Source organism: Microlunatus endophyticus, assembly GCF_014646195.1.
In the GTDB taxonomy this organism is placed as follows: domain Bacteria; phylum Actinomycetota; class Actinomycetes; order Propionibacteriales; family Propionibacteriaceae; genus Microlunatus; species Microlunatus endophyticus.
The window spans coordinates 182,307-202,790 of the sequence record NZ_BMMZ01000007.1 but is presented as its reverse complement, the minus strand read 5'-3'; the positions used below and the strand labels follow the sequence as shown (position 1 = coordinate 202,790).

The 20,484-nt window shown below is 64.2% G+C and carries 16 protein-coding genes; 5 read left to right on the top strand and 11 right to left on the bottom strand.

Annotated features, from left to right (window positions below; translation table 11 throughout):
• Positions 1-1,401, top strand: a complete 1,401-nt coding sequence (locus tag IEY07_RS15310) for a sulfatase family protein (protein ID WP_188896256.1) — start codon at positions 1-3, stop codon at positions 1,399-1,401.
• A 40-nt stretch (positions 1,402-1,441) separates the two neighbouring features.
• Here the strand turns inward: IEY07_RS15310 and IEY07_RS24215 are convergent, their stop codons facing one another.
• From IEY07_RS24215 to IEY07_RS15280, 6 genes are all read right to left on the bottom strand, one after another.
• On the bottom strand, positions 1,442-2,539 hold the full coding sequence (locus IEY07_RS24215; RefSeq protein WP_229670153.1) for a glycoside hydrolase family 2 TIM barrel-domain containing protein: 1,098 nt from the start codon (positions 2,537-2,539) through the stop codon (positions 1,442-1,444).
• A gap of 764 nt (positions 2,540-3,303) precedes the next feature.
• Positions 3,304-4,824 (bottom strand): sulfatase family protein, encoded by a 1,521-nt coding sequence (locus IEY07_RS15300; RefSeq protein WP_229670152.1) that lies wholly within the window; start codon positions 4,822-4,824, stop codon positions 3,304-3,306.
• Entirely contained in the window at positions 4,821-5,717 is an 897-nt protein-coding gene (locus IEY07_RS15295; RefSeq protein WP_229670151.1) for a carbohydrate ABC transporter permease, read from the bottom strand. Before IEY07_RS15295 ends, IEY07_RS15300 begins: the two co-directional genes overlap by 4 nt.
• A complete protein-coding gene (locus IEY07_RS15290) occupies positions 5,714-6,667 on the bottom strand; it encodes a carbohydrate ABC transporter permease (protein WP_188896253.1) in 954 nt (317 codons plus the stop codon). Before IEY07_RS15290 ends, IEY07_RS15295 begins: the two co-directional genes overlap by 4 nt.
• A gap of 58 nt (positions 6,668-6,725) precedes the next feature.
• Positions 6,726-8,180, bottom strand: coding sequence for an ABC transporter substrate-binding protein (locus IEY07_RS15285; protein WP_188896252.1), 1,455 nt, complete (start codon positions 8,178-8,180; stop codon positions 6,726-6,728).
• A 112-nt stretch (positions 8,181-8,292) separates the two neighbouring features.
• Positions 8,293-12,228 (bottom strand): glycoside hydrolase family 2 protein, encoded by a 3,936-nt coding sequence (locus IEY07_RS15280; protein ID WP_188896251.1) that lies wholly within the window; start codon positions 12,226-12,228, stop codon positions 8,293-8,295.
• 349 nt (positions 12,229-12,577) lie between these two features.
• Here IEY07_RS15280 and IEY07_RS15275 point away from each other — a divergent pair, with 349 nt between their 5' ends.
• A complete protein-coding gene (locus tag IEY07_RS15275) occupies positions 12,578-13,582 on the top strand; it encodes a LacI family DNA-binding transcriptional regulator (protein WP_188896250.1) in 1,005 nt (334 codons plus the stop codon).
• A gap of 25 nt (positions 13,583-13,607) precedes the next feature.
• Here the strand turns inward: IEY07_RS15275 and IEY07_RS15270 are convergent, their stop codons facing one another.
• Positions 13,608-14,678 (bottom strand): zinc-dependent alcohol dehydrogenase family protein, encoded by a 1,071-nt coding sequence (locus IEY07_RS15270; RefSeq protein WP_188896249.1) that lies wholly within the window; start codon positions 14,676-14,678, stop codon positions 13,608-13,610.
• 164 nt (positions 14,679-14,842) lie between these two features.
• On the opposite strand from IEY07_RS15270, the gene IEY07_RS15265 reads away from it, so the two are divergent.
• Together IEY07_RS15265 and IEY07_RS15260 are read left to right on the top strand one after the other, a co-directional pair.
• Entirely contained in the window at positions 14,843-15,004 is a 162-nt protein-coding gene (locus IEY07_RS15265) for a hypothetical protein (protein WP_188896248.1), read from the top strand.
• A 146-nt stretch (positions 15,005-15,150) separates the two neighbouring features.
• Entirely contained in the window at positions 15,151-15,318 is a 168-nt protein-coding gene (locus IEY07_RS15260) for a hypothetical protein (RefSeq protein ID WP_188896247.1), read from the top strand.
• 5 nt (positions 15,319-15,323) lie between these two features.
• Here IEY07_RS15260 and IEY07_RS15255 read toward each other — a convergent pair whose 3' ends face one another.
• On the bottom strand, positions 15,324-16,985 hold the full coding sequence (locus IEY07_RS15255; RefSeq protein WP_188896246.1) for a tetratricopeptide repeat protein: 1,662 nt from the start codon (positions 16,983-16,985) through the stop codon (positions 15,324-15,326).
• A gap of 104 nt (positions 16,986-17,089) precedes the next feature.
• On the opposite strand from IEY07_RS15255, the gene IEY07_RS15250 reads away from it, so the two are divergent.
• The gene (locus IEY07_RS15250; RefSeq protein WP_188896245.1) at positions 17,090-18,577 is read left to right on the top strand and encodes an amidase family protein; all 1,488 of its coding nucleotides are present in this window, start codon (positions 17,090-17,092) and stop codon (positions 18,575-18,577) included.
• A 33-nt stretch (positions 18,578-18,610) separates the two neighbouring features.
• Here the strand turns inward: IEY07_RS15250 and IEY07_RS15245 are convergent, their stop codons facing one another.
• The 3 genes from IEY07_RS15245 to IEY07_RS15235 form a co-directional block, all read right to left on the bottom strand.
• Entirely contained in the window at positions 18,611-19,063 is a 453-nt protein-coding gene (locus IEY07_RS15245; RefSeq protein WP_229670150.1) for a dihydrofolate reductase family protein, read from the bottom strand.
• Positions 19,064-19,069: 6 nt separating this feature from the next.
• On the bottom strand, positions 19,070-19,639 hold the full coding sequence (locus IEY07_RS15240) for a Uma2 family endonuclease (protein ID WP_229670157.1): 570 nt from the start codon (positions 19,637-19,639) through the stop codon (positions 19,070-19,072).
• Between the two features lie 87 nt (positions 19,640-19,726).
• The gene (locus IEY07_RS15235; RefSeq protein WP_188896243.1) at positions 19,727-20,404 is read right to left on the bottom strand and encodes a GntR family transcriptional regulator; all 678 of its coding nucleotides are present in this window, start codon (positions 20,402-20,404) and stop codon (positions 19,727-19,729) included.
• Between the last annotated feature and the right edge of the window lie 80 nt (positions 20,405-20,484).

The window sequence follows — 20,484 nt, the reverse complement described above, 5'->3', positions numbered from 1 at the left end:
ATGACTCGTCTTGCCATCGTCTTGATCACTACCGACCAACTCCGCGCCGATGCGCTCGGATGCTACGGCCAGCAGGCCGTAGCGACGCCTCACCTCGATGCGCTGGCGGCTGAGTCGACCGTTTTCAATCAGGCAATGACGGCAAGCCCGTACTGCATGCCGAGCCGATCGACGATCATGACCGGCCGCTACCCGCGGAATCACCGTGCGTACAGCAATTTCCGCGATCTGCGATTGTCTCCTGACGCCCCGAACCTGTACAACACGATGAGCTCGCTCGGCTACCACGTCACGCATGTCGGGAAGTGCCACTACGCACCGGTTCCCTATGCCAGCACGCGTCCGGACCAGACCCAACCCTACGACGAGTTCCGAGACTATTACCTCAGTCTCGGCATCGATGATCTTGATCTTCAGGACGACAAGCAGGTGTCGGTATGGTTCCGAGACGACTACGCCGAGGAGCTTGATCGGGCCGGGCATCTGGAGGCCTATCGGCGGGCCGTCTGGGACAAGGAGTCGGCGAAGGTCTTCACCTTCCCTGGCCCGTCGGAGTGGCATCCCGATGCCTGGGTCGGTCGCAAGGCTTGTGAGCGCATCGCGGCCTCCGACCCGACCGTGCCCCAGTTCTTCTGGATCTCCATCAGCGGGCCACACTTTCCCTTCGACCCGCCCGAGGAGTACCTCGACCGGGTCGACCTCCAGGCCATGGGAGCGCCTCGGGTCTTCGGCGAGTTGGAAGATCCGCAGCGGATCCACTATCGCAGTCTGCACGGGGCAGATGCCAGTTGGATCGAGAGCGGTAGCAATGATCGATACATCCCTGAGTACTGGCAGCGTCTCCGCCACCACTACTTCGCCAACGTCGCGCTCATCGATGATCAGATCGGGAGAATCAGGACTGCGCTCTCCGAACGCTTCGGCGATGACGTGATGATCATCTTCACGCCCGATCACGGCGAGATGCTCGGCAACCACGGGATGTGGGGTAAAGGGCATTGCTTCTACACCGACGTCATGCGGGTCCCGCTGCTGGTTCGCAGCCCGGGCGTCACTGCATCGAGGAGCGATGACCTGGTCAGTCTTGTCGACCTCTTCCCAACGATGGTGTGCGCTGCGGGTGGCGACCCGGGCCCCCAGGTCGACGGGATCGACCTGCTCGGGGGAAAGCGCGGTCATGAACTGGTGTTTAGCGAGGCCGAGGGGATGACGGTGGTCACCGACGGGCGGTACAAACTCGTCACTATCCATGCCCGCCAAGGCAGATGGACCGAGCTGTTCGATCTGGCTGAAGATCCTGACGAACTCACCGACATCTCCGGACTGGCGCGGACTGCCGAAATCCAACGCGATCTTGAGGCGGCGATCGCCGGTGCGATGATCGACACAACGCTGCCGTGATCGGATGTCGGCAGGCGCGGTAGTCATTGCCCCGGCGGGACTAGGCGCCAGCAGGACCATGAAGCCGGCGTTCCTGGGCTGCACGACGGTAGCTGTCTACTTCCTCGGCCGGTATCGCCTTGGCCGGTGTCGTGACCACCGCCCGGATGCGCTCGACGGGAAGTTTGGGGGTGCGGTCGGCGTGCAGCAGGCCGTTGTTCTCCTGCAGCGTGTCGGTGAGCTGGGTGTAGCAGAATCCCATCAGCGCCGGCTGCTCGGTGATCGCCGTAACAAGGTCCTCGAATCGATCCAGGTATTCAGCTTCGCTGGTGACGGTCGAGTATCCGAACCAGTGCTGGCCGACCTCGGGTGCGTATGAGAGCCCGCCGAACTCGGTGATCATGACCGCCTGTCCACGGTTTTCGCGGTCACCCACCAAGATCCGGCGTCGGCCGGGGCCTCGGTCGGTCAGGGTGCGCGGCAAGGCTTGGTCGCTGTACCGAGCCCTGATGCCGTCCCCTGAAGGGGTGTAGTCGTGGATGCCCCAGATATCCGATTCAGTGTGCTCCCATCCTTCGTTCGACATTGCCGGTCGGGTCGGGTCGATCGCCTTCGTCAGGTAGTACATCGCGGTCGCGAAATCCTGCTGTGCCGGATGTTCGGAGATCTCGGTCACTCCCCAGCTCTCATTGATGGGGACCCAGCCAAGGATGGAAGGATGCGATCGGTCGCGCCGGAGAACCGCAGGCCATTCATGGAGCAAGAGTTCGCACGATCGTGCCGAGTAGGCAAAGGCGTTGGCCATCTCACCCCAGACCGCAAGGCCGAGCCGGTCGCACCAGTACAGGAAACGCGGGTCCTCGACCTTCTGATGGATTCTGGCAGCGTTGAATCCGAGTTCCTTGATCAGCTCGACTTCCGTGCGTAGAGCCGCGGGATCCGGAGCGGCCAGCTGCGATTGTGGCCAGTAGCCCTGTTCCAGCACCATGCGCAGGAAGTAGGGCCGGCCGTTGAGCATCAGTTGCCCGTCGCGCACCTCGATCGAACGGAGGCCGAGATAGCTCGACACGCGGTCGCTGTCTGTCCCGTGAGTGACCTCGATGTCGGCGTCGATGAGGGTCGGCCGCTCCGGTGTCCACAGCAAGCGTTCGGTCGCCATCCGCTCATGCAATGCGCCGAGGTCGATGACGACGGTCTGCGTCCGCGCGGTGGCGCCGACCGTAACCCAGCTGAGTGTGCTTCCGTCGGGTCGGCGCAACCCGATGGTGATCGTAGTCCCAACGGCGGGTTCGGCCGACAGCTCCAGCTCGGCCGCGACACAGCCTCGTACCAGATCAGTGGACCATCCGAGCCCAGTCAGGTGGACATCCGGCACCCACTCGAGCCATACAGGCTGCCAGATTCCGGACGTACGGTTGTAGAAGATGCCTTCCGGTGCCGCCCTCCAGTCCTGCTTGCCGCGGGGCTGGGAGAGGTCGTGGGGATCGTCCTCCACCCGGAGCGTGATCACATGATCTTCGATCCGGCCGGTGAGTGCATCGGTGATGTCGACCGCAAATGAAGTCATGCCTCCGACATGGTCTGCGGCATGCATGCCGTCGATGTACACGCTGCAGCGGTAGTCGACCGCCCCGAAATGAAGAATCAGCCGTCGCCGATCACGGGCGACGGCATGGATCGTACGTGAGTACCACAAGATGCGGTGGTACCCGGGATCGTTGATACCGGACAACTCCGACTCCGGCGGAAAAGGCACCACGATCGTCCGGTCGAATCGATGTGTGGCATCCGCCCAACCTTGTGACCGACCTCGATCCTCGTCGTCGTAGGCGAAACTCCACTCGCCAGTCAGGTCGATCCACTCGGTTCGCTGCAGTTGGGGGTTGGGAGCAAGCGTGTCGGTGGATGCGCTGGGCTGCTGGTTCACCAGTGGGCCTTTCGGGGTTGTGATCGGTCTTCTGTCGCGACCAGTGTGTCCAACAGCAGCGCGGTGAGGTCGCGCTGAAGTTGGGCGTGATTGGGGTCGCCCCACAGATTGCTCAGCTCGTGGGGATCTTCGGACAGGTCGTAGAGCTCGCCGGTCCGCTCGCGTCCCGAGCTCGGGGGTCCGTGATGCCAAATGATCTTGCTGTCGCCGGCTCGGAGCATCGTCACGTGCACTGCAGGGTCGTAGGGGTGACCCGAGTTGCGGTACTCCGACAGCACCCAGCCTCGATGATCATTGGTGTCCCCTTTGGCAAGCGGGAGCAGACTCGCGCCCTGGCTGCGGGGCAGACTGGCGCCGCTGATTTCAAGGATCGTCGAGGTCAGGTCGATCCATTCCACGAGCTCGTCGATTCGGCGGCCGGCGGGAATGACACCTGGCCACCGGATCAGAAGGGGGACCCGCAGCGCGCAGTCGTACATGAACGGGCCCTTGAGCATCAGCTGATGATCTCCCAGCATCTCTCCATGGTCGGAGGTGAAGATGACCACCGTGTTGCCGGCCAGTCCTGTCGCGTCCAGTGCATCGAGGATCCTGCCCACCTCGTCGTCGACCAGGCTGACCATTGCGTAATAGTTCGCCTTGATGTTCTGCAGGTCATCACCCGAGTACGAGACGTAGCCGGGCGCGTGCCCCGCGTAGGACTCCCGGGAAGCCTCGGCCATGATCGGCGGCTTCGTCGCCAGCTCACCGGGCACGGTTCGCGGTCGGCTCAGTTCGTCGGCCCGGTATCGGTCGATGTACTCCTTGGGCGCCCCGAAGGAGTGATGTGGGTCGAAGAAGTTGGCGATGAAGAAGAAGGGGCGGTCGGTGAGTCGGTCGCTGCGGAGGAAGCTGATGGCTTCGTTGCCGACCCAATGCGAGTAGTGTGCCTCGGTGGGCAGCACGTCGAAACTGTCCCCCGCGACCCCCGCCGTACGCGTGGCGTGCCGGCCCGCGCGCAGTCGGTCGTAGATGTCCGGATACGCGGCCGCAAGCCAACGGTGGTAGGCGTTCTCGCTGCTTCCCCAGTATGGCGCGTGCGACCATCTCCAGACCCGGATCCCCTCGGGCTGGGGCTCTGTCCGTGGCCCGAAGCACGCGTCCAGATGCCACTTCCCCACCAGCCCGCAGTCGTAGCCGACGGCTGATACGACTTCGGGCAGCAGCCGTGTTCCCGCGGGCAGGCCCACGCCATTAGCCCACAAGCCATGATTGTGGACATACTGGCCGGACATGAGCGACGCCCGCGATGGCGCGCACACCGACGACTGTACGTAGCAGTGGGTGAACGTCGCGCTCTGCCCGGCAAGGCGGTCGAGGTTCGGCGTGCTGATCTCGGGATTGCCCGACGCGCCGAGTGCGTCGAACCGTTGCTGATCGGTGCAGATGAGCAGGATGTTCGGCCGGGGCGTGCTTCCGGACCGGTCTCCAGCCGGGGCGGTCCGAGACATGCCGACGTGGGGTGGGTAGTTGATCATGACTTGACGGCTCCAGCGATACCCTCGACGAAATAGCGTTGTAACAGAATGAACAAGATCATCACCGGCAGCAATGAGATCGTCGCTGCGGCGGCCATGCCCGACCAATCGGTCGAGTTCTCCCCGATGAAGGCGAGCATGCCGACCGAGACCGTCCTAAGGTCGGGCCGGGAGAAGGTGAAGACCAACGGCAGGAAGAACGAATTCCAGGTCGCCAGGAAGGTCATCAACGCCACCGTTGCGGTCACCGGCCCAGCGAGCGGGAGCATCACGCGGAAGAAGGTGCGGAAGAAGCCGGCGCCGTCCATGGTCGCCGCCTCTTCCAACTCCTTGGGGATCTGGTTGAAATAGCCCATGTACAACAGGATCGAAGCCACGTTGGCACCCCCCGAAAGGGCGACGACCATGCCGGCGATCGAGTTCAGCAGGTGAAGCCTGGTGGCGATGTCGACGACGGGGATGATGGTGTAGCCGGTCGGCACGAACAGTGTCCCGATCAGCACCCCCAGGATGATCTTCCTGCCGTAGAAGCGATAGCGGGCGAGGACGTATCCGGCCATCGCGCAGCGGACCAGCACGATGACAACAGTGAACACGGTGACGAGGACCGTGTTGAGTAGGTATCTGCCGAAGTTGGCGTCATTCCATGCGCGGACGAAGTTGTGCCACTGCGGTGAACGGGGGATGAGATCGAGTCCCGCGCTGAACACTTCGACCGGATCCTTGAGCGCCGCTGAGACCATCCACAAGAACGGGTACACCCATGCCATGACGATCGCCAGCATGATCAGTGCCGCGAAGTACATCGGAAGCCGCCGCAGCCAGCGACCTCGTTGACGTCGGATCGTCGATGATGCCGGTCTCGCGGGGAGTGGCTGTGAAGTCTGGCTCATCGTCCTGTCCTCGCTCGCTGAGCTGTACGGATCCCCACGAGTTGGATGACCCCGATCGCGCAGACGAAAAGCCCGAAGAGCACCGCAGCTGCAGATGCGTAGCCGAGCCGCGGAACCGTCGCCGCGAAAGCAGTGTTGTAGATGTAGAGCTCCATGATCTGCGTTGACTGCGACGGACCGCCGCCCGTCATGGTGAGCATGAGATCGAAGACGTGCAGCGCCTCCTCGAGGCTGAGCAGCGTGATGATCACTGCGAAGGGTCGCAGGAGCGGCAGTGTGATGTGCCGAGTAATCCGGATTGATGATGCGCCGTCGATTGCCGCGGCCTCGTAGGTGTCAGGTGGGACGGTCTGTAAGGCGGCAAGCCAGTAGATCAGCGTCTGACCGAACCATTTCCAGACATAGACTCCCCCGACCGTCCACAGTGCCGTCCTCGGGCTGCCGAGGAAGTTGATGCCTTGGCTGACGATCCCCAGCTTGAGCATGATGAGGTTGATCGGTCCGCTCGCCGGGTCGAAGATGAATTGCATCACGACGCCGACGATCGCCGTCGTGGTGACCACGGGAAGGAAGAGCGCGGTCCGGAAGAACCCGCGCCACGGCATCCGTGGTGAGTTGAGCAACATCGCCGCCAGGAAGCTGAGGATCACTTTGGCCGGCACTGTCACGACGGTGAAGAGGACGGTGATCTTGAACGAGTTCCAGAACTGCGGGTCATGAAGGATCTCGACGTAGTTTCCAAGGCCTATCCAGGTTCTGACGGTGTCGAAGCCATTCCAATCAAGGAATGAGTACCAGTACGATCCGATGATCGGATACACCGTGAATACGCCGTACAGCACAACCGTCGGCAGCAGGAACAAGTATGCGAAGAGCTCTGTTCTCCGGATCCGGCGACGCCGGGTTGAGCGGACTCTGGGCGACGCGGGTCGCGCCGTCACGGCTGACATGTATGCATTCCTTTTCGAAGGTTGTGTGGGCCTTTGAGAGTCCGTCGGTCAGTCTCGGTCAGGCGCTCTTGTACATCGCTCGGGTGTAATCGGCGGCCGGATTCCAGTTACCGAAGACGTAGTCGTCTCGCGATACCTTCGCGCCCGCCTTCTTGGCTGCAGCGATGGCGCTGTCGAGTCCCTGGTTGGACTGGCTCGTCAGCGTTGTCAAGGCCTTGCGCCAGTTGTAACTTTCGTCTGCCACCATGCTGCGGAAGATATCCCCGACTTGGTTGGTGATCGGCTTGGTCTGGGCGGCCACCTTGTAGACCTCCGGGTTCTTGATGTTGGCCGATGGTGAGGAGTACACCTGCTTGAGATATCCGGCGCAGAGTTCCTTGTACAGCGGGGCTGCGTCGGGCGACTTCGCAACCACCGTGAGGTCGCGGGGTGGCTGGTCCATCGCGCCCGCCACACCCTTGTAGTAGCTGTCGGTCGTGAACTCCGCGAGCAGTTTGTCGGCCAACTTCGTGTGAGCACTGGATTTGGCGAGGAAGAGCGTCGCATTGGATGGGGGACGGTAGTTGACTGCGGTCTGTCCGGCCTCCAACGTCATGAGCCCGGCAACCTTCCCGGCGAGTTTCGCCTTGGAGAGGAACTGGGGGTAGTTCTGCTTGAGTGCACCGACCTGCCATGGCCCGTCGAAGAAGAACACGCCCGCGCCTGCCACCCAACGGCCGCGGGACGGGTCACCGAGGGTGGTCGTCGCACCGGAAAAGGCTGCCTTGTCCTTGACGATCCCTTCGAATAGCTCGAATACCGCGATGTACGCTTCGTGGCTGTAGTTGTACGTCCCGGTTGCGAACTCCAGCCCGAGGTAGCCAGGGAAGCCGGCCGCTTGCGCAAGACCCTCGAGGACACCGGAATACGGGTTGGACGGGGCGTTGAGACCTGCGACCCAGCCGGCCACGTTGTCCCCCAGCTTCTTGGCCTTGGTGCACGCCGTCCTGAACTCGTCGAATGTGGTCGGCGGAGCGATGTCGAGCTTGCTCAACATGTCACTGTTGTAGAAGAGCGACGAGTTGTGTTGCCGGAAGGCGAACAGCGGGAAAGAGTAGACCTTGCCGTCGAACATGTTGATTCCGTCGTAGAGATCCCCACTCAGGCGCTGCTTGACGTCGGCTGGCAGATCCATCGGCTGGAACCAGCCGTCGTCGATGAGCTGTGGGACCGGCACACCGAGCCCGGTCGTCGTGCTGATGTCGGGTTGCTGGTTGCTGCGCTTGGCTAACTGCAGCGCCTGCCCCATGGAGGCATTGCTCTGGTACTGGTAGGTGATCTGCACAGCATTCGCTGTGGCGAAGTCGGCGATCATCTTCTTGTGCAGGCTTTGCAGGGCAAGGAAGTTGTCCCACCACTGCATGGGTTTGCCTGCTGTCGCGGTGGTGCCTCCGGACGAGCTGCAGCCGGTCGCGGCTGCGAGCCCGCCAACAGCTGCCATCCCGAGGATGGCCCGACGGGGAAATCTGCTCACTGTGACCCTCCATGATCAACTTTGTTCAAACGAGGACTGACCTCTGCTGCGCACACAGGTCCCGGATGACTCCTGCCTGCGCGGCATCGGGTTGCGGTTCCACCGCCGTTGCTTATCCGGACCGACCGATCAAGTGCGAGACCGCAAGCGTTCCGCCTTGGCCACGGAACCCCACGGCGTGGCGATACTGCGAAATCACGGTGGAGTCCGCGAGATTGACCAGGTGGCTCACATCGGTTCCGGCGATGGGGGTCCACGCATCATCGTGGTTCAGCCACAGGGACACGTCATTTCCGACAGTCATAAGCGCCATTTCGTCTCCGGGGACGGCGATAGGTGGATTGGGGAAGGTAAGCGCGGTGAGGGTCCCGCCGACCCGGATGTCGATGCCGCACGACGCCAGCTGATAGCCCATCCAGGCGAGCACGTAGTCACCTGCGTCCTTGGCGAGCCCGACGAAGAAGACATCTTGTTTCACGCGGGGGACGATGAACTGTTTGATATCGATCGTCGTCAGCGTCTGCTTGCCCGACGCCGCCGCCTTGTTCGCGGCGAGAACGTAGAACGCGCTGGACTTCGTTGCCGCCAGTTCACCGCCTCCGGAGGACGTGGCGGGCATGGTCTCCGTCGCGGGAACGGGGAGCCAGAGGTCATAGTTGGCGCTAGTGTCGGTGGCGAAGTCGTCATCGACATCGACAGTCGGGAACTGATCGAGATCGACTGCTCCCCCGACCTGAGCTCCGGCATCGATCCGGTTCGTCACCCGCCGTGAGCCGACGGTGGCATCGACAATCGCAGTCAGCTGGAGCATCTGTGCAACGCCAACAGGCCCGGCGTCAACGGAAAAGCGGATCTGGGCGGACGCGCCCGGTTTGAGCTTGCTCAACATCGGAGCGTCCAGCGCGGTCGACGTCCCGCCGTTAGCCGAGATGAGTGATACCTGCACGGCGCTCATCGTGTGGACGGTCGGGTTGGCGATGGAGACGACCGCGACGCCTGCGGCACCCGTAGAGAGGTCCGGCGCGGCGATCGTGATCGTGGGACGCAGGGCGAAGGTCGGCAGCTGGCCAGGCCTGATCGTCTTGGGAATCGCGAGTTGCATAGCCGGGACCAGCTGAGCGTCGATCCCGTATCGGCCTGTGCCCGGGCCGAAGAGGGACAGTCCTGCCAGGCTCGCGAGTCGCAGAGTGACCTGCTGCTTGCCGGAAAGGTATCGCCCTGGAATGCGTACCGAAACCGGATATCCGTAACGGATCTGCCCGGGCGCCCGCCAGCTTCCCACGCGACCGCGGGCATCAGCCGGGTCATCGGGAATGTGGATCGACCCCGCGACGACCCCGTCGACGCTCACGGCGATCGTTGCAGGATGTGGTGAGGACTTGCAGGTAGTCATTCCGGTCCCGGCGTTCTTGACGAGTTCTTGGCTCTGTCCCGCGAGTTCGGTCGTCATATCGGCATAGGTCGCCAGCTCACAGATGAGCGACGCGTCGCGGCCCGTCCGGCAGTTGGCCGGCACGTCGACCTGGTACTCCGACCAGCCGAATCCCACACCCGTGTAGGTTCCGGTCGTCCCTGCTTCGTCGATGATCCCTACGGTGCCGCCTGACCAGGAGGCATCCGAGGGTTTGGCGACGTCGAAGAGCGTTGCGCCGGTGAGCTGGATGGACGTGCCGACACTGGACTGGTCCACGACGATCTGGCTCTCGGCGATCGACTCCCCGTGGTCCTCAAGCCACACGTAGAGTCGAGCGACCCGCAGGTCCTTTGGTGCGGCGATCGTGACCGAACCCACCTCCGTCACCGTGAAAGGTTCGGCGTTGACGACTCTCGATCCGCCGACGGTGGTCTTCTTCTCTCGCCCGGCTGCATCCGTACCAACCACCTGCCATCGCAGTCGGGCGGCGCTGAGGTCCCTGCTGGAGAAGTGGCTGATCGAGACCGGGACGCTCAGGGGCGAGCCCGGCGCCAGCTGGATTCCCGGGTCACTGTCGAGGCAGACGACATCGTCGGTGTTGAACAACTCAATCCCGCGCAACGCTCCCGTGTGATCGAGGTAGCCGGTTTCCGTTGGCAGCCGGCAGTACGTGAACGGCAGCCCGCGTTCGTGTTCCTCTGCCGCGATTTCGGTGTAGACGTAACCGGACATCTTCGCGTACGACCGGAACAGTCCGACATGCATGACGAACTTGTCAGGTCCGTTGCCGAATTCCGCGTTCATCCACGGCTGGCCAGACTGGGCCTTCGAGTCGAGGAAGTTCCAGGTGGACCCGGGATACACCTGAGACGACTGCTGGTCGAGCATCGTCTTCCATTGCTCCCGGATGCCGCTGTACCAGTGGAAGTCGTTGATGTCGCCGCCGAGATGGCCCTGAACAAGCACCGGTGAGTTGTCGACCACCAGGCGGTTCGGATCGAGGTCGCGGATCATCGCGACCATGGCCAGCACCCAGCTGTACTGGTCCGGATCGAGCGCCCCGCCACCACCGATGCCCCAGCCTTCGTTGAAGGTGACCCAAGTCACGATCGATGGATGGTTCGCGTCACGCGCGATCGCGGCGCGGGTGTTCTTCTCCCAGTTCGCGTGCGCGTCGTCGCCCAGCGCGTTGTAGGGGTTGTTCGGCATGTCGTACCAGACGAGCAATCCGAGTTGGTCGCAGAGGTGGTAGTACCACGGGTCATTGATCTTGACGTGCATGCGCGTGGTGTTGAAGCCGAGCTGTTTGATGGCGGCCACGTCATGCCGGATCGAGCCTGGTTGCGGATGCGTGTCAGTGCCGGTGCGGAAGTCAGGTCCGGTGTTCACCCCTGGATAGGTGTAGATGCCCCACGGCGTGTAGCCCTGATCGAGAACGGCGCGAACGAAGTAGGGACGATTGTTCAAGTAGAAGTGCTGGTATTGATCATGGACGTCTGCGGTGTCGTCCGGACCGTGGCCCGGAGCCCAGTCTCGCCGGAACTCTCTTAGGCCGAGGTACAGCGCGGCCCCGTCGGTGCCATCGTCAGCCGCGTCCACGCCGAGCAGCAGTCGGTAGAGCTGCGGAGACTCGGGCGCCCACAGCTTGGGGTCGGGGACATCAAGCACCGCTGAGACGCTGCCGTCAGTGACAGGCAGACTCGCGGACAGAACATGATCGCCGTCCGGACCGATCAGTCTGGCGGTCACCGCCGCACTGTCGGTGCCTGTGATCGTTGCAGCGACCTGAAAGGAGGCTGCGATCACCGTAGTCGTCGATCCCGCGAACGTGAGCTTGGGGACGGCACGGACCTCACTCAGTCGGACGGCGTCGACAGGCTCGATCCACACCGACTGCCAAATGCCGCCCATCGCCGAGAACCAGCCCATCTGCTTCCCCATCGGGTAGGGAGCGGTGTGATTCCCGGGTGGTGTGAAGACCTTGATCGCCAGCGTGTGCGTGCTGCCAGCGGCAAGGCGGCCAAGATCAACAAGGACCTCGGAGTAGCCGGATCCCAGATCAGTGGCCATCTTGATGCCGTCGAGCCACACCGTGGCCGACCAGTTGACGGCGCCGATCCGCAGCCGGGTGTTGCGCCCGGCAAACGACTCCGGGACCGTGAACGACCGCCGGTACCAGAACAGGCCGTTGCTGCCCGCGAACTGATCGACCCACATCCCGTCCGTGGCCCTGTCCTCCTCGCCGATCGAGGCGAGTGACTGCACCGGGAACGGAAGGCGGATGGCCTGACCGAACTGATGGGACGGATCGAACCAGCCCTCGGTCTCCCCGATGCCCTTGGGATCGGGGTCGAAGGACCAGGTTCCGTTGAGGCACGCCCACGCGCCGTCGGTGAATGGACGGCGGTCGAGATCCGGACGGGGATATTCCGGACGTGGCAGCTGCGACGGGTCATCCGGGGATATGACGATCCGAACCGTCTCGGCCAGGGACACACTGCTGAACCGAAACGCCTCCTTCGCCGCGTGGACCGTACGCGCCGCGGCCGGAATATCGGTAAGGGTGAAGCGCCCCAGCGAGTCGGTCAGCACGAAAGCAGTTGAGAGTGCAGCGTGCACGGCAGCGCCACTCACCGGCAACCCGCGCGGATCGACGACAAGACCCTCGACCTTCGCCGGCTGTGAATCGGCGGACCGCGAATCGGAGGGGTGTGAGCCGGACCCCCGAGTGCCGAGAGGGGTTGCTGAGGCCGGCAACGAGCAGACCACCATCGGCGCAGCGACCGCTCCCCCAGCCGCGGCCATGAAACGCCGACGAGAAATCAGTCGATCGAGCACTTCGTCGTCCTCCGAATCTGATGCGCCTCTACATCTCGGGTCAACATATAGTGAGTTGCAGTCGAGTGCAAGACACTCGTGCAAACCGCATGCGACCGTGCCCACGACTTATGCTCGCGCCACCACTGTGTGCGACGCTGGACCAGTGCCCGCCACCCTGAGAGACGTCGCCACCCGGTCAGGGGTGTCGTTGCGGACGGTCTACTACGTGCTGTCGAGGACCGTACGGATCGCGCCCGACACCGAGGCCAAGGTCCGTCAAGCGATGGACGACCTCGGCTACCGCCCGAACCTGCTCGCGCAAGGCCTCCGCAAAGGCCGGACACAAGTCCTGGCGATGATGGTTCCCGAGCTCGACGTGCCGTATTTCTCCGAGCTCGTCAGGATCGTCATCCACGCCGCGCGCGAACGCGGCTACATCCTCATGCTCGACCAGACGGACGGACACGCCGCGCGCGAGCGCGAGATGCTGGACGATCTCGCGCGGACCGGTCTGTTCGACGGAATCATCGTCAGTTCACTCGGTCTGACTCCCGAGGACATCGCCGACCAGAAGGTTCCGATCGTTCTGCTCGGCGAACACCTTGTCGGCGAACTCCACGATCACGTCACCATCGACAGCGCAGCCGCCGCCAAAGATGCGACAAACCATCTACTCGATCTCGGCCGGACCCGGATTGCTGCCATTGGCGACCAGAAGAGCCGGACCGCGAGCCTACGCACCCAGGGATATCTCGAGGCCCATCGCGACCGCGGAGTCGCGGTCGATGACAACTTCATCGTCAAGGCCCGGCGGTATCACCGCAGCTACGGCGCGGACGCAGTACAGCGACTCTGGCAACAGAACGCGCGGCGGCCCGACGGCTTGTTCTGCTACAACGATCTACTCGCACTTGGTGCCATGAAAGAACTCCACCGGCTAGGACTCCGAGTTCCCGACGACGTCGCCGTCATCGGATTCGACGACATCGAAGAGGGCGAATACTCGATTCCAGGCCTTTCGACCGTGTCCCCTGACAAGGCCCAGATCGGCACCACTGCAATCGATCTCTTGGCCGACCGGATCGCCGGCCGCCGCACCGGTCCCGGAGAGAAGGTAGTGATCGATCACAACCTGGTCATCCGTGGCAGCACAAGCGGGACCGACTGAGCACCAAGACGGCGCCCGTATTCAGTCAGCTGAAATCCGACTGACCGCTGGGTGCTAGTTCGGCACTATCGGGCCAGACGATCCCGATCTTGCCGCTGGCTCCGGCGTCGGCGATCTCGTACGCCTCGGCGGCACGTTCCAACGGGAAAGTGTCGCTGACCACCGTGTCGGGATGCAGACCCCAGCGAACGAGATTCTCCAGCAACTCGGCCATCCGGACGGTTGAGGTGACCCAGGAGCCGTGGACGGTCAGCTGCCGGTGGATGATCACCTCGCTGACGTCGACACTCAGCTGACCGCCCTCACCGACCAGCGCCGTACGCCCCCAGCGGCGGGTGTGCCGGAGTGCGGCGAGCTGGCCGATGCCGTTGCCGGAGCAGTCCATCGCCGCCTCGGCGCCGTCCCCCAGGATCTCGTCGAGTTGATCATCGTCGCCGGCAGCAACCGCGATGTCGACCGCACCAAGATCAACAGCCAACTGCCGTCGCTCCGGGCTGACATCGACACCGACCACAGTCGACGCTCCCATCGCCTTCGCCATCAGGCCGGCCGCATTGCCGACCGCGCCCAGCCCCACCACCAGCAACCGGTCGCGACCGGACACATCGAGCCGACACAGCGCCTCGTACGCGGTCCCGAAGCCGCAGGCAACACAGGCGCCGTCCACGAAGGTCAGCTCGTCCGGCAGCACCAGCAGGTCGCGTTCCTCGGCCAGCAACAGATCCGCATGGCCACCGTTGCGCTGCCAGCCGTACGCGGCCCGCTTGGGTGAGGTGCAGCTGATCTGATAGCCGCGGCGGCAGTCGTCACATTGGCCGCAGCCGCTGATGTGGTAGACGACGACCCGGTCGCCGACCTTGATCCGGTCAACGCCCTCGCCGATCTCGATCACCCGGCCGGCCGGCTCGTGCCCGCCCGCCACGTCCTGGTAGGCCTCCGGCCCCTCGCCGAGGTGCTCGCGATAGATGGCCCGCAGGTCGCTGCCACAGATCGTCGAGGCCCGCATCGCCACGACGACCTGGCCGTGGCCGGGCCTGGGGTCGTCGATCTCCTGCAGATCGACCTTCCGGCCGCCGGGCAGAAATGCTGCGCGCATCAGGGGTCCTCAATCTCACAGTGCTAGAAACGTCATCCTGGATTCAGATTCGACCCCAAATCCGGCTCGATCAGGAATCCACGTCGACATTCTTAGCAGGTAGATTCGCGACCTCCGGCCGGGGGACGCGAACAATCCCGTTCCGGTCCGACCAGGAGACATCGATGTCCCGCCTGACCCTCGGCCTCGGCGCCGCCGTCCTGTCGGTGGCTGCGCCGACCAGCAGTGCCCTGACAGCGGAGGCCACGCCGATTCCCCAGCCCTATCTCGCCATCGACCGCGACTTCCCCGATTCCGGACTGCTGCACGCAAACGGGAAGTACTAGCTGTATTCGACCAACACCGGAGGCGTCAACCTGCCGGCGTGCTCGGCCACCGACCCATACGGCAGCTGGAGCGCGATCAGCGAGGGGATGCCGACCCTCGGCGCCTGGGCCAAGACGGGCTGTGAACGCGTGGCAGTGAGCCGTTGATGTCGACCGCCGCTATGGGCGGCACCGTCGTCGGTCCCGGAGGGGCCTCGATCCTCGGTGATCTTGTCGCCTTCAACACGGTGACCCATCAGCCCGGGCTGGTCCGGCCGACCTACTTGATCAATCTGGAGTGGCGCGGAGCGACGCCGACGGTGCAGCTGCACTGATCACGTCAGTGGCAGCGATGGTCGGAGACGTCGAGCCGGCAGAAGCACGATGACTCGATCGGTACATCGGCATGGGCCAGTGCGAGGGTGAGCTGCTGGTCGATGATCGCAGCGCTGTCGGCCTTGCCCAGCCGCATCAGGCATTCGTGGTAGCCGTGCAGTGACCAGACGTTGTTGGGATGGTGCTGCGACCGCGGCACGGTCGGGTCGAGACCGAGGTCGGCGCGGTAGACCGCCTCCGCCTCCTCGAGCCTGCCTTGCTCCAGGAGCAGCGCGCCGTAGGCGTGGCGGGTGGGCTGCATCCAGCCCCACGGTTCGTCGTAGGGCAGATTGTCGTCCAGTTCGACGGCCCGCCGCAGCGCGGCGAAACCCTCCTCGACATTGCCGGACCGGTAGGCCAGCTCACCATCCAGCATCGAGCCCGCGACGGCGAGGATGTCCTGGCAGGTGTTGTTGAACAGCGTGCGGCTCTGCGGCACTCGAGCCGCCACCTCCTCGAAGAGCCGCCGCTCGGTCGCAGCTCGATCATGATCATCGGTGATCGCGAAGGCAAGCCCGCGGGCGTAGTGCAGCATGGCGGTGGTGGTGCAGTACAGCTGCTGATCATCGGGGAGCGGCAGCTGCAGGACCTCGGCCCAGCGGCCGAATCGCACCAGCACGTGCACCCGCATGGCGACGAAGCTCTCCAGCCAGTCGGCCATCGGCGGTGACTGGACCCGCAGCAGCTCCTCGGGAACAGCACGATCGATCAGGTCCGCCGTCTCGAACGCGACCCCACTGGCGCCGAGGAAAAGCGCACCGTACAAGCGGAAGTGCAGGTTGTGGCAACGGTAGAGCGTGTAGAAGTTCATCGCGCCGGCGCGCTCGACGTAACGGGCATCGGCCCGGATCGCGGTGTCGTTGGAAGTGATCACTCGGCGGTAGTCACCGACGAGCACGTCGAGGTGGGTGGGCATGTGTTCCAGATGGCCCCCGTCGGGAACCAGTCCACGAAGATCATCCGCAATCGGCAGCGCCGCCTCCGGCGATCCCGACATCTCCATCAGGTGGATGAAGAAGTGCAGTAGCCCCGGGTGCTTGCGACCGCCCGGGGAGGCCAGGGCCCGGTCGAGCACCTGCTTCGCTCTGAGCGTCCCGGCACCCGGTGCCGGCTCGCCGGTGAAGACGTCCCACAGCGCCCACGGAGTCAGATTCATCAGGGCATCGGCGTAGAGCGCGGCAACATCGAGATCATCAGGGAATCGGTCATAGACCTGCCCCATCGCCTCCGCGTAGTCGGCGTTCCAGACGCCAAGATCATCGGCCGGATCGGCGGCGGGATAACGGGCGTGGATCGCGCCGATCAGCGCGGCCTCGACATCGCCGGCACCCGGCAGTTCGGCGGCCCGGGAGGTCGCCGCGAACACCTGGTCGACCGTGCTGCCGAGCTCGTCGGCATCGAACGCCTCCCACGGCTTGTTGTAATTCGGGCCCAGGGCGTACGCGAGCCCCCACCAGGCGATCGCCAACTCGGGATCGGCCTCAAGCGCCTTGCGGAAGCAGACCGCAGCCTCCTCGTGGTTGAAGGCGTACGTCCAGATCAGTCCGCGGTCGAACCACGCCTGCGCCTCGGCCGAGCCGGTGGACACCTGGCGGCTGTAGTCGCCGAGGTCGAAGTAGTCGGACACGATCCAGAAATACCATGTGAGTGTGACCGGCGGCACTCGTTGTGGACAATCCACGGCGAGCACCCTAGGGTCGCGTCAAGATCATCAACACCAGGGAGACCACCATGGTTGATCGGCCCCGGATCCCCGACCTCGCCACCGCCGGCGCTCCAGAGCTCACGGCCGGACTCGCGGCCGGGCGCTTCACCTCGGTCGACCTCGTCGTCGCGTACCTGGAGCGCATCGAGGCCATCAGCATCGGCGGCCCGCACCTGAACGCCATCCGATCGATCAACCCCGACGTCTACCTTGAGGCCGAGCTGCTCGACCGGCAGCGTGCACTCGGCGAGCTCCGCGGTCCGCTGCACGGCATCCCGGTGTTGATCAAGGACAACATTGACGTCGCGGGGATGCCGACCACCGCCGGTTCCATCGCACTGGCGAATTCCTACCCGGTCGCCGATGCGCCGATCATCACCCGACTGCGCCAGGCCGGGGCGGTCATCCTCGGCAAGGCCAACCTGACCGAGTACGCCAACTTCACCGCCGACAACATGCCGTCCGGCTACAGCTCGCTCGGTGGCCAGGTGATCAATCCGTACGACGCCAGCCAGACTCCGAGCGGGTCGAGCTCGGGCTCGGGCGTGGCTGCAGCAGCCGGACTGGCTCCACTGACGATCGGCAGCGAGACGTCCGGCTCGATCCTGAGCCCGGCGCAGGCGAATTCGGTCGTCGGGATCAAGCCGACCGTCGGCGCGGTGAGCCGGACCGGGATCATCCCGATCTCCGCGTCCCAGGACACCGCCGGACCGATGACCAAGACCGTCTACGACGCCGCTGTGCTGCTGTCCGCGATCATCGGCATCGACCCGGAGGATCCGGCGACGGCCGACAATCCGCTGGTCGGTGTCGATCTTGTGTCCGGGCTCTCCTCCAACGCGCTGGACGGCGTACGGCTCGGCTACGTCGAGGACGACCAGCGCTTGTATGCCGATGCTCTGGAGGTGCTCCGCACGCTGGGAGCGGAGTTGATCAAGGTGACCGTCGGCGACACCGAGGCCGACGGGATCCTGGCGCTGGAGTTCCAGCGGGACCTGAATGCCTACCTGGCCCGGCTCCCTGAGGACGCACCGATCAAGAGCTTCGCCCAGATCCGGCAATACAACATTGATCACCCGCAGGGCCGGAAATTCGGCCAGGCCCGATTCGACCAGGGCGCTGCGGTCGACCTGTCCGACCCGGAACAACTGGAGGCGTACGAGAAGCTGCGGGACCAGGGCATCCGGGAGACGCAGAACAGGATCGACTCGGTTCTGGATGATCATGATCTTGTCGCGATCGTCTCGTGTTCGGCGACGGTCGGGGTCGGTGCCCGGGCCGGCTATCCGTCGGTGAGCGTGCCGATCGGCTACCAGGCAGAGAACCTGCGACCGGTGTCGATCACCTTCCTCGGCACCCGATGGGCCGAGCCGACGCTGCTGCCACTGGCGTACGCCTACGAGCAGGCCAGCCGGCTCCGGAAGACGCCGGAGGAGATCAATCCGTCCCTGTTCCGCGGCTCCATCCTTCATGATCAGTGGGACGCGACGGTGATCCTGCCGGAGCGGCCCTGACCGTCGATCAGCGGATGGCGTAGCGGTGCAGCGTCACGCCCTGCTCGAAGGAGCCCTGCTCGAGGAGCTCGAGATCGAGCCGGACGTCGGGATCGTCGAAGAGCGGACGACCCGTACCGAGGATGGCTGGATGCGCAACGCCGCCAGTTGATCAATAGCGTTGTCGCCGATGATCCCGGTGTTGTGGTCGGCCGTCGTCCGCGTCCGGCTGACCAGCACCTTCGGCATCGAGGTCCAGATCTCCCCGTACTCCCGCATGAAAGCTGGCAGCGACTCGTCGGTGCGAGCATCGGGCCAGAACGGGTCCATCAGTTCGTAGGTCACCCGGCCCTCGATCGACACCGACAACGCTTTGGCCCGGGCATTGAACTCCCGGTGCAGCGACTCGGTGATCCGCAGCCAGCCGCCGGCGCCGTGATCATCCGGAGCACCGGCGATCTTCAGGTCGAGTGAGACATTCATCCAATAGACGAAGCGTGCTGACATCGGCTGTCAGCTCCGGATGACCAGCAGGTCGGCCAGTCGCAGCACGACGGTGGTACCGAGCACCTCAACCTGCCCGTCTGGTGCATGATCGTCGAGGTGCAGCAGCGGAGACCAGCCGTCGGACTCGTTGGCGTAGATGTCCAGGGCGTACAACTCCGGATCCAGTAGCCAGTACTGCCCGATCCCGGCAGCGGCGTATTCGCCGGACTTCCGTACGGTGTCCTCGCCTCGGGTGCTCGGCGAGAGGATCTCGACCACCAATCGCGGCGCAACGGTCACCACGAAGCTCTCAGGGGCATGATCGAGCACTGAGATGTCGGCGATCCGGATCCGGTTGTTCGGCAGTTGAACGTTGACTTCCTGGACTACCAGCAGACCAGGCAAGGCCACCCGCAGCACCGACGTCAACCGGAACGACGCATCCTGGTGTGGGACGGACGCACCGGGGTTCATGACAACCTCGCCGTCAACCCACTCAGCTTTCGGCCCCTCGGGAAGCGCAAGCCACTCGTCGTACGACATCCGTACGCGTTGCAGACCCGGCATAGTCGTTTCCGATCCGATCGACTGGGACACACTCAAGCACCCTCATTCTGCTCCGGCCTCGGCACTTCGGCCAGCCTTGCAGAACCGCGCCCATCGGTGGCCGCGTTGCCCACAGACCTATCGCTCGGGCAGATCCAGCCGCTTCAACCTCTCGTACGCACCCTGGATGTGCTTGTCGATCCCGTCCTGCGCGGCCTGCGGGTCGCCCAGCGCCAACGCGTCGCGGAGTTCCTTGTGCTCGCTGTAGCCGACGTCGAGGAAGTCCGGGAAGCTCGCGTTCCTGGCCCGCAGGAAGACGGTGACCTGGCCGCGGATCGACTCCCACACCCGCTGCACGCGACCATGATCACAGTAGCGATACAGGATGTCGTGGAACTGCAGGTCGAGGCGTACGGCGTCCTCCGGATCGATCTTGGTGTCGACGCTTTTCATCTGCTCGAGGACGGCATCCATCTCGGCAAAACCGCGATCACCCATCCGGGTGCAGGCCCGGCTCGCCGCCAGCCGCTCGATCGCACCGCGCAGGGTGTGCACCTCCTCGATATCGGTCTTGGTCAAGGTGCTGACAAACGCGCCCCGGTGCCGGCGAAGCTCGACGTGGCCCTCTTCCTCGAGCCGGGACAACGCTTCGCGGATCGGGCCGCGGCTGACCTTGAGGGCATCGGCGAGCTCGGCCTCTTTGAGGTGTTGGCCCGGCTGGAACTTGCCTCCGGTGATCATCTCCCGGAGCACGTCGGTGACCAACCCGCCCAGGGCGCGCTGCGACGGCAGCGGGGACACAACATCGTCGGGCATCACGCCGACCACCTCCTCTAGCCGGCTGACACCGGTACCAAGCAGGACGAACTCTAGTACCCGAGATCCACATTGCAGAT

What these genes read in the sequence shown, in the direction of transcription:
- IEY07_RS15310 (WP_188896256.1), top strand. Translation starts at nt 1, where the DNA reads ATGACTCGTCTTGCCATCGTCTTGATCACTACCGACCAACTCCGCGCC.
- IEY07_RS24215 (WP_229670153.1), bottom strand. Translation starts at nt 2,539, where the DNA reads ATGGCGACCGAACGCTTGCTGTGGACACCGGAGCGGCCGACCCTCATC.
- IEY07_RS15300 (WP_229670152.1), bottom strand. Translation starts at nt 4,824, where the DNA reads ATGATCAACTACCCACCCCACGTCGGCATGTCTCGGACCGCCCCGGCT.
- IEY07_RS15295 (WP_229670151.1), bottom strand. Translation starts at nt 5,717, where the DNA reads ATGAGCCAGACTTCACAGCCACTCCCCGCGAGACCGGCATCATCGACG.
- IEY07_RS15290 (WP_188896253.1), bottom strand. Translation starts at nt 6,667, where the DNA reads ATGTCAGCCGTGACGGCGCGACCCGCGTCGCCCAGAGTCCGCTCAACC.
- IEY07_RS15270 (WP_188896249.1), bottom strand. Translation starts at nt 14,678, where the DNA reads ATGCGCGCAGCATTTCTGCCCGGCGGCCGGAAGGTCGATCTGCAGGAG.
- IEY07_RS15265 (WP_188896248.1), top strand. Translation starts at nt 14,843, where the DNA reads ATGTCCCGCCTGACCCTCGGCCTCGGCGCCGCCGTCCTGTCGGTGGCT.
- IEY07_RS15260 (WP_188896247.1), top strand. Translation starts at nt 15,151, where the DNA reads ATGTCGACCGCCGCTATGGGCGGCACCGTCGTCGGTCCCGGAGGGGCC.
- IEY07_RS15250 (WP_188896245.1), top strand. Translation starts at nt 17,090, where the DNA reads ATGGTTGATCGGCCCCGGATCCCCGACCTCGCCACCGCCGGCGCTCCA.
- IEY07_RS15245 (WP_229670150.1), bottom strand. Translation starts at nt 19,063, where the DNA reads ATGTCAGCACGCTTCGTCTATTGGATGAATGTCTCACTCGACCTGAAG.
- IEY07_RS15235 (WP_188896243.1), bottom strand. Translation starts at nt 20,404, where the DNA reads ATGCCCGACGATGTTGTGTCCCCGCTGCCGTCGCAGCGCGCCCTGGGC.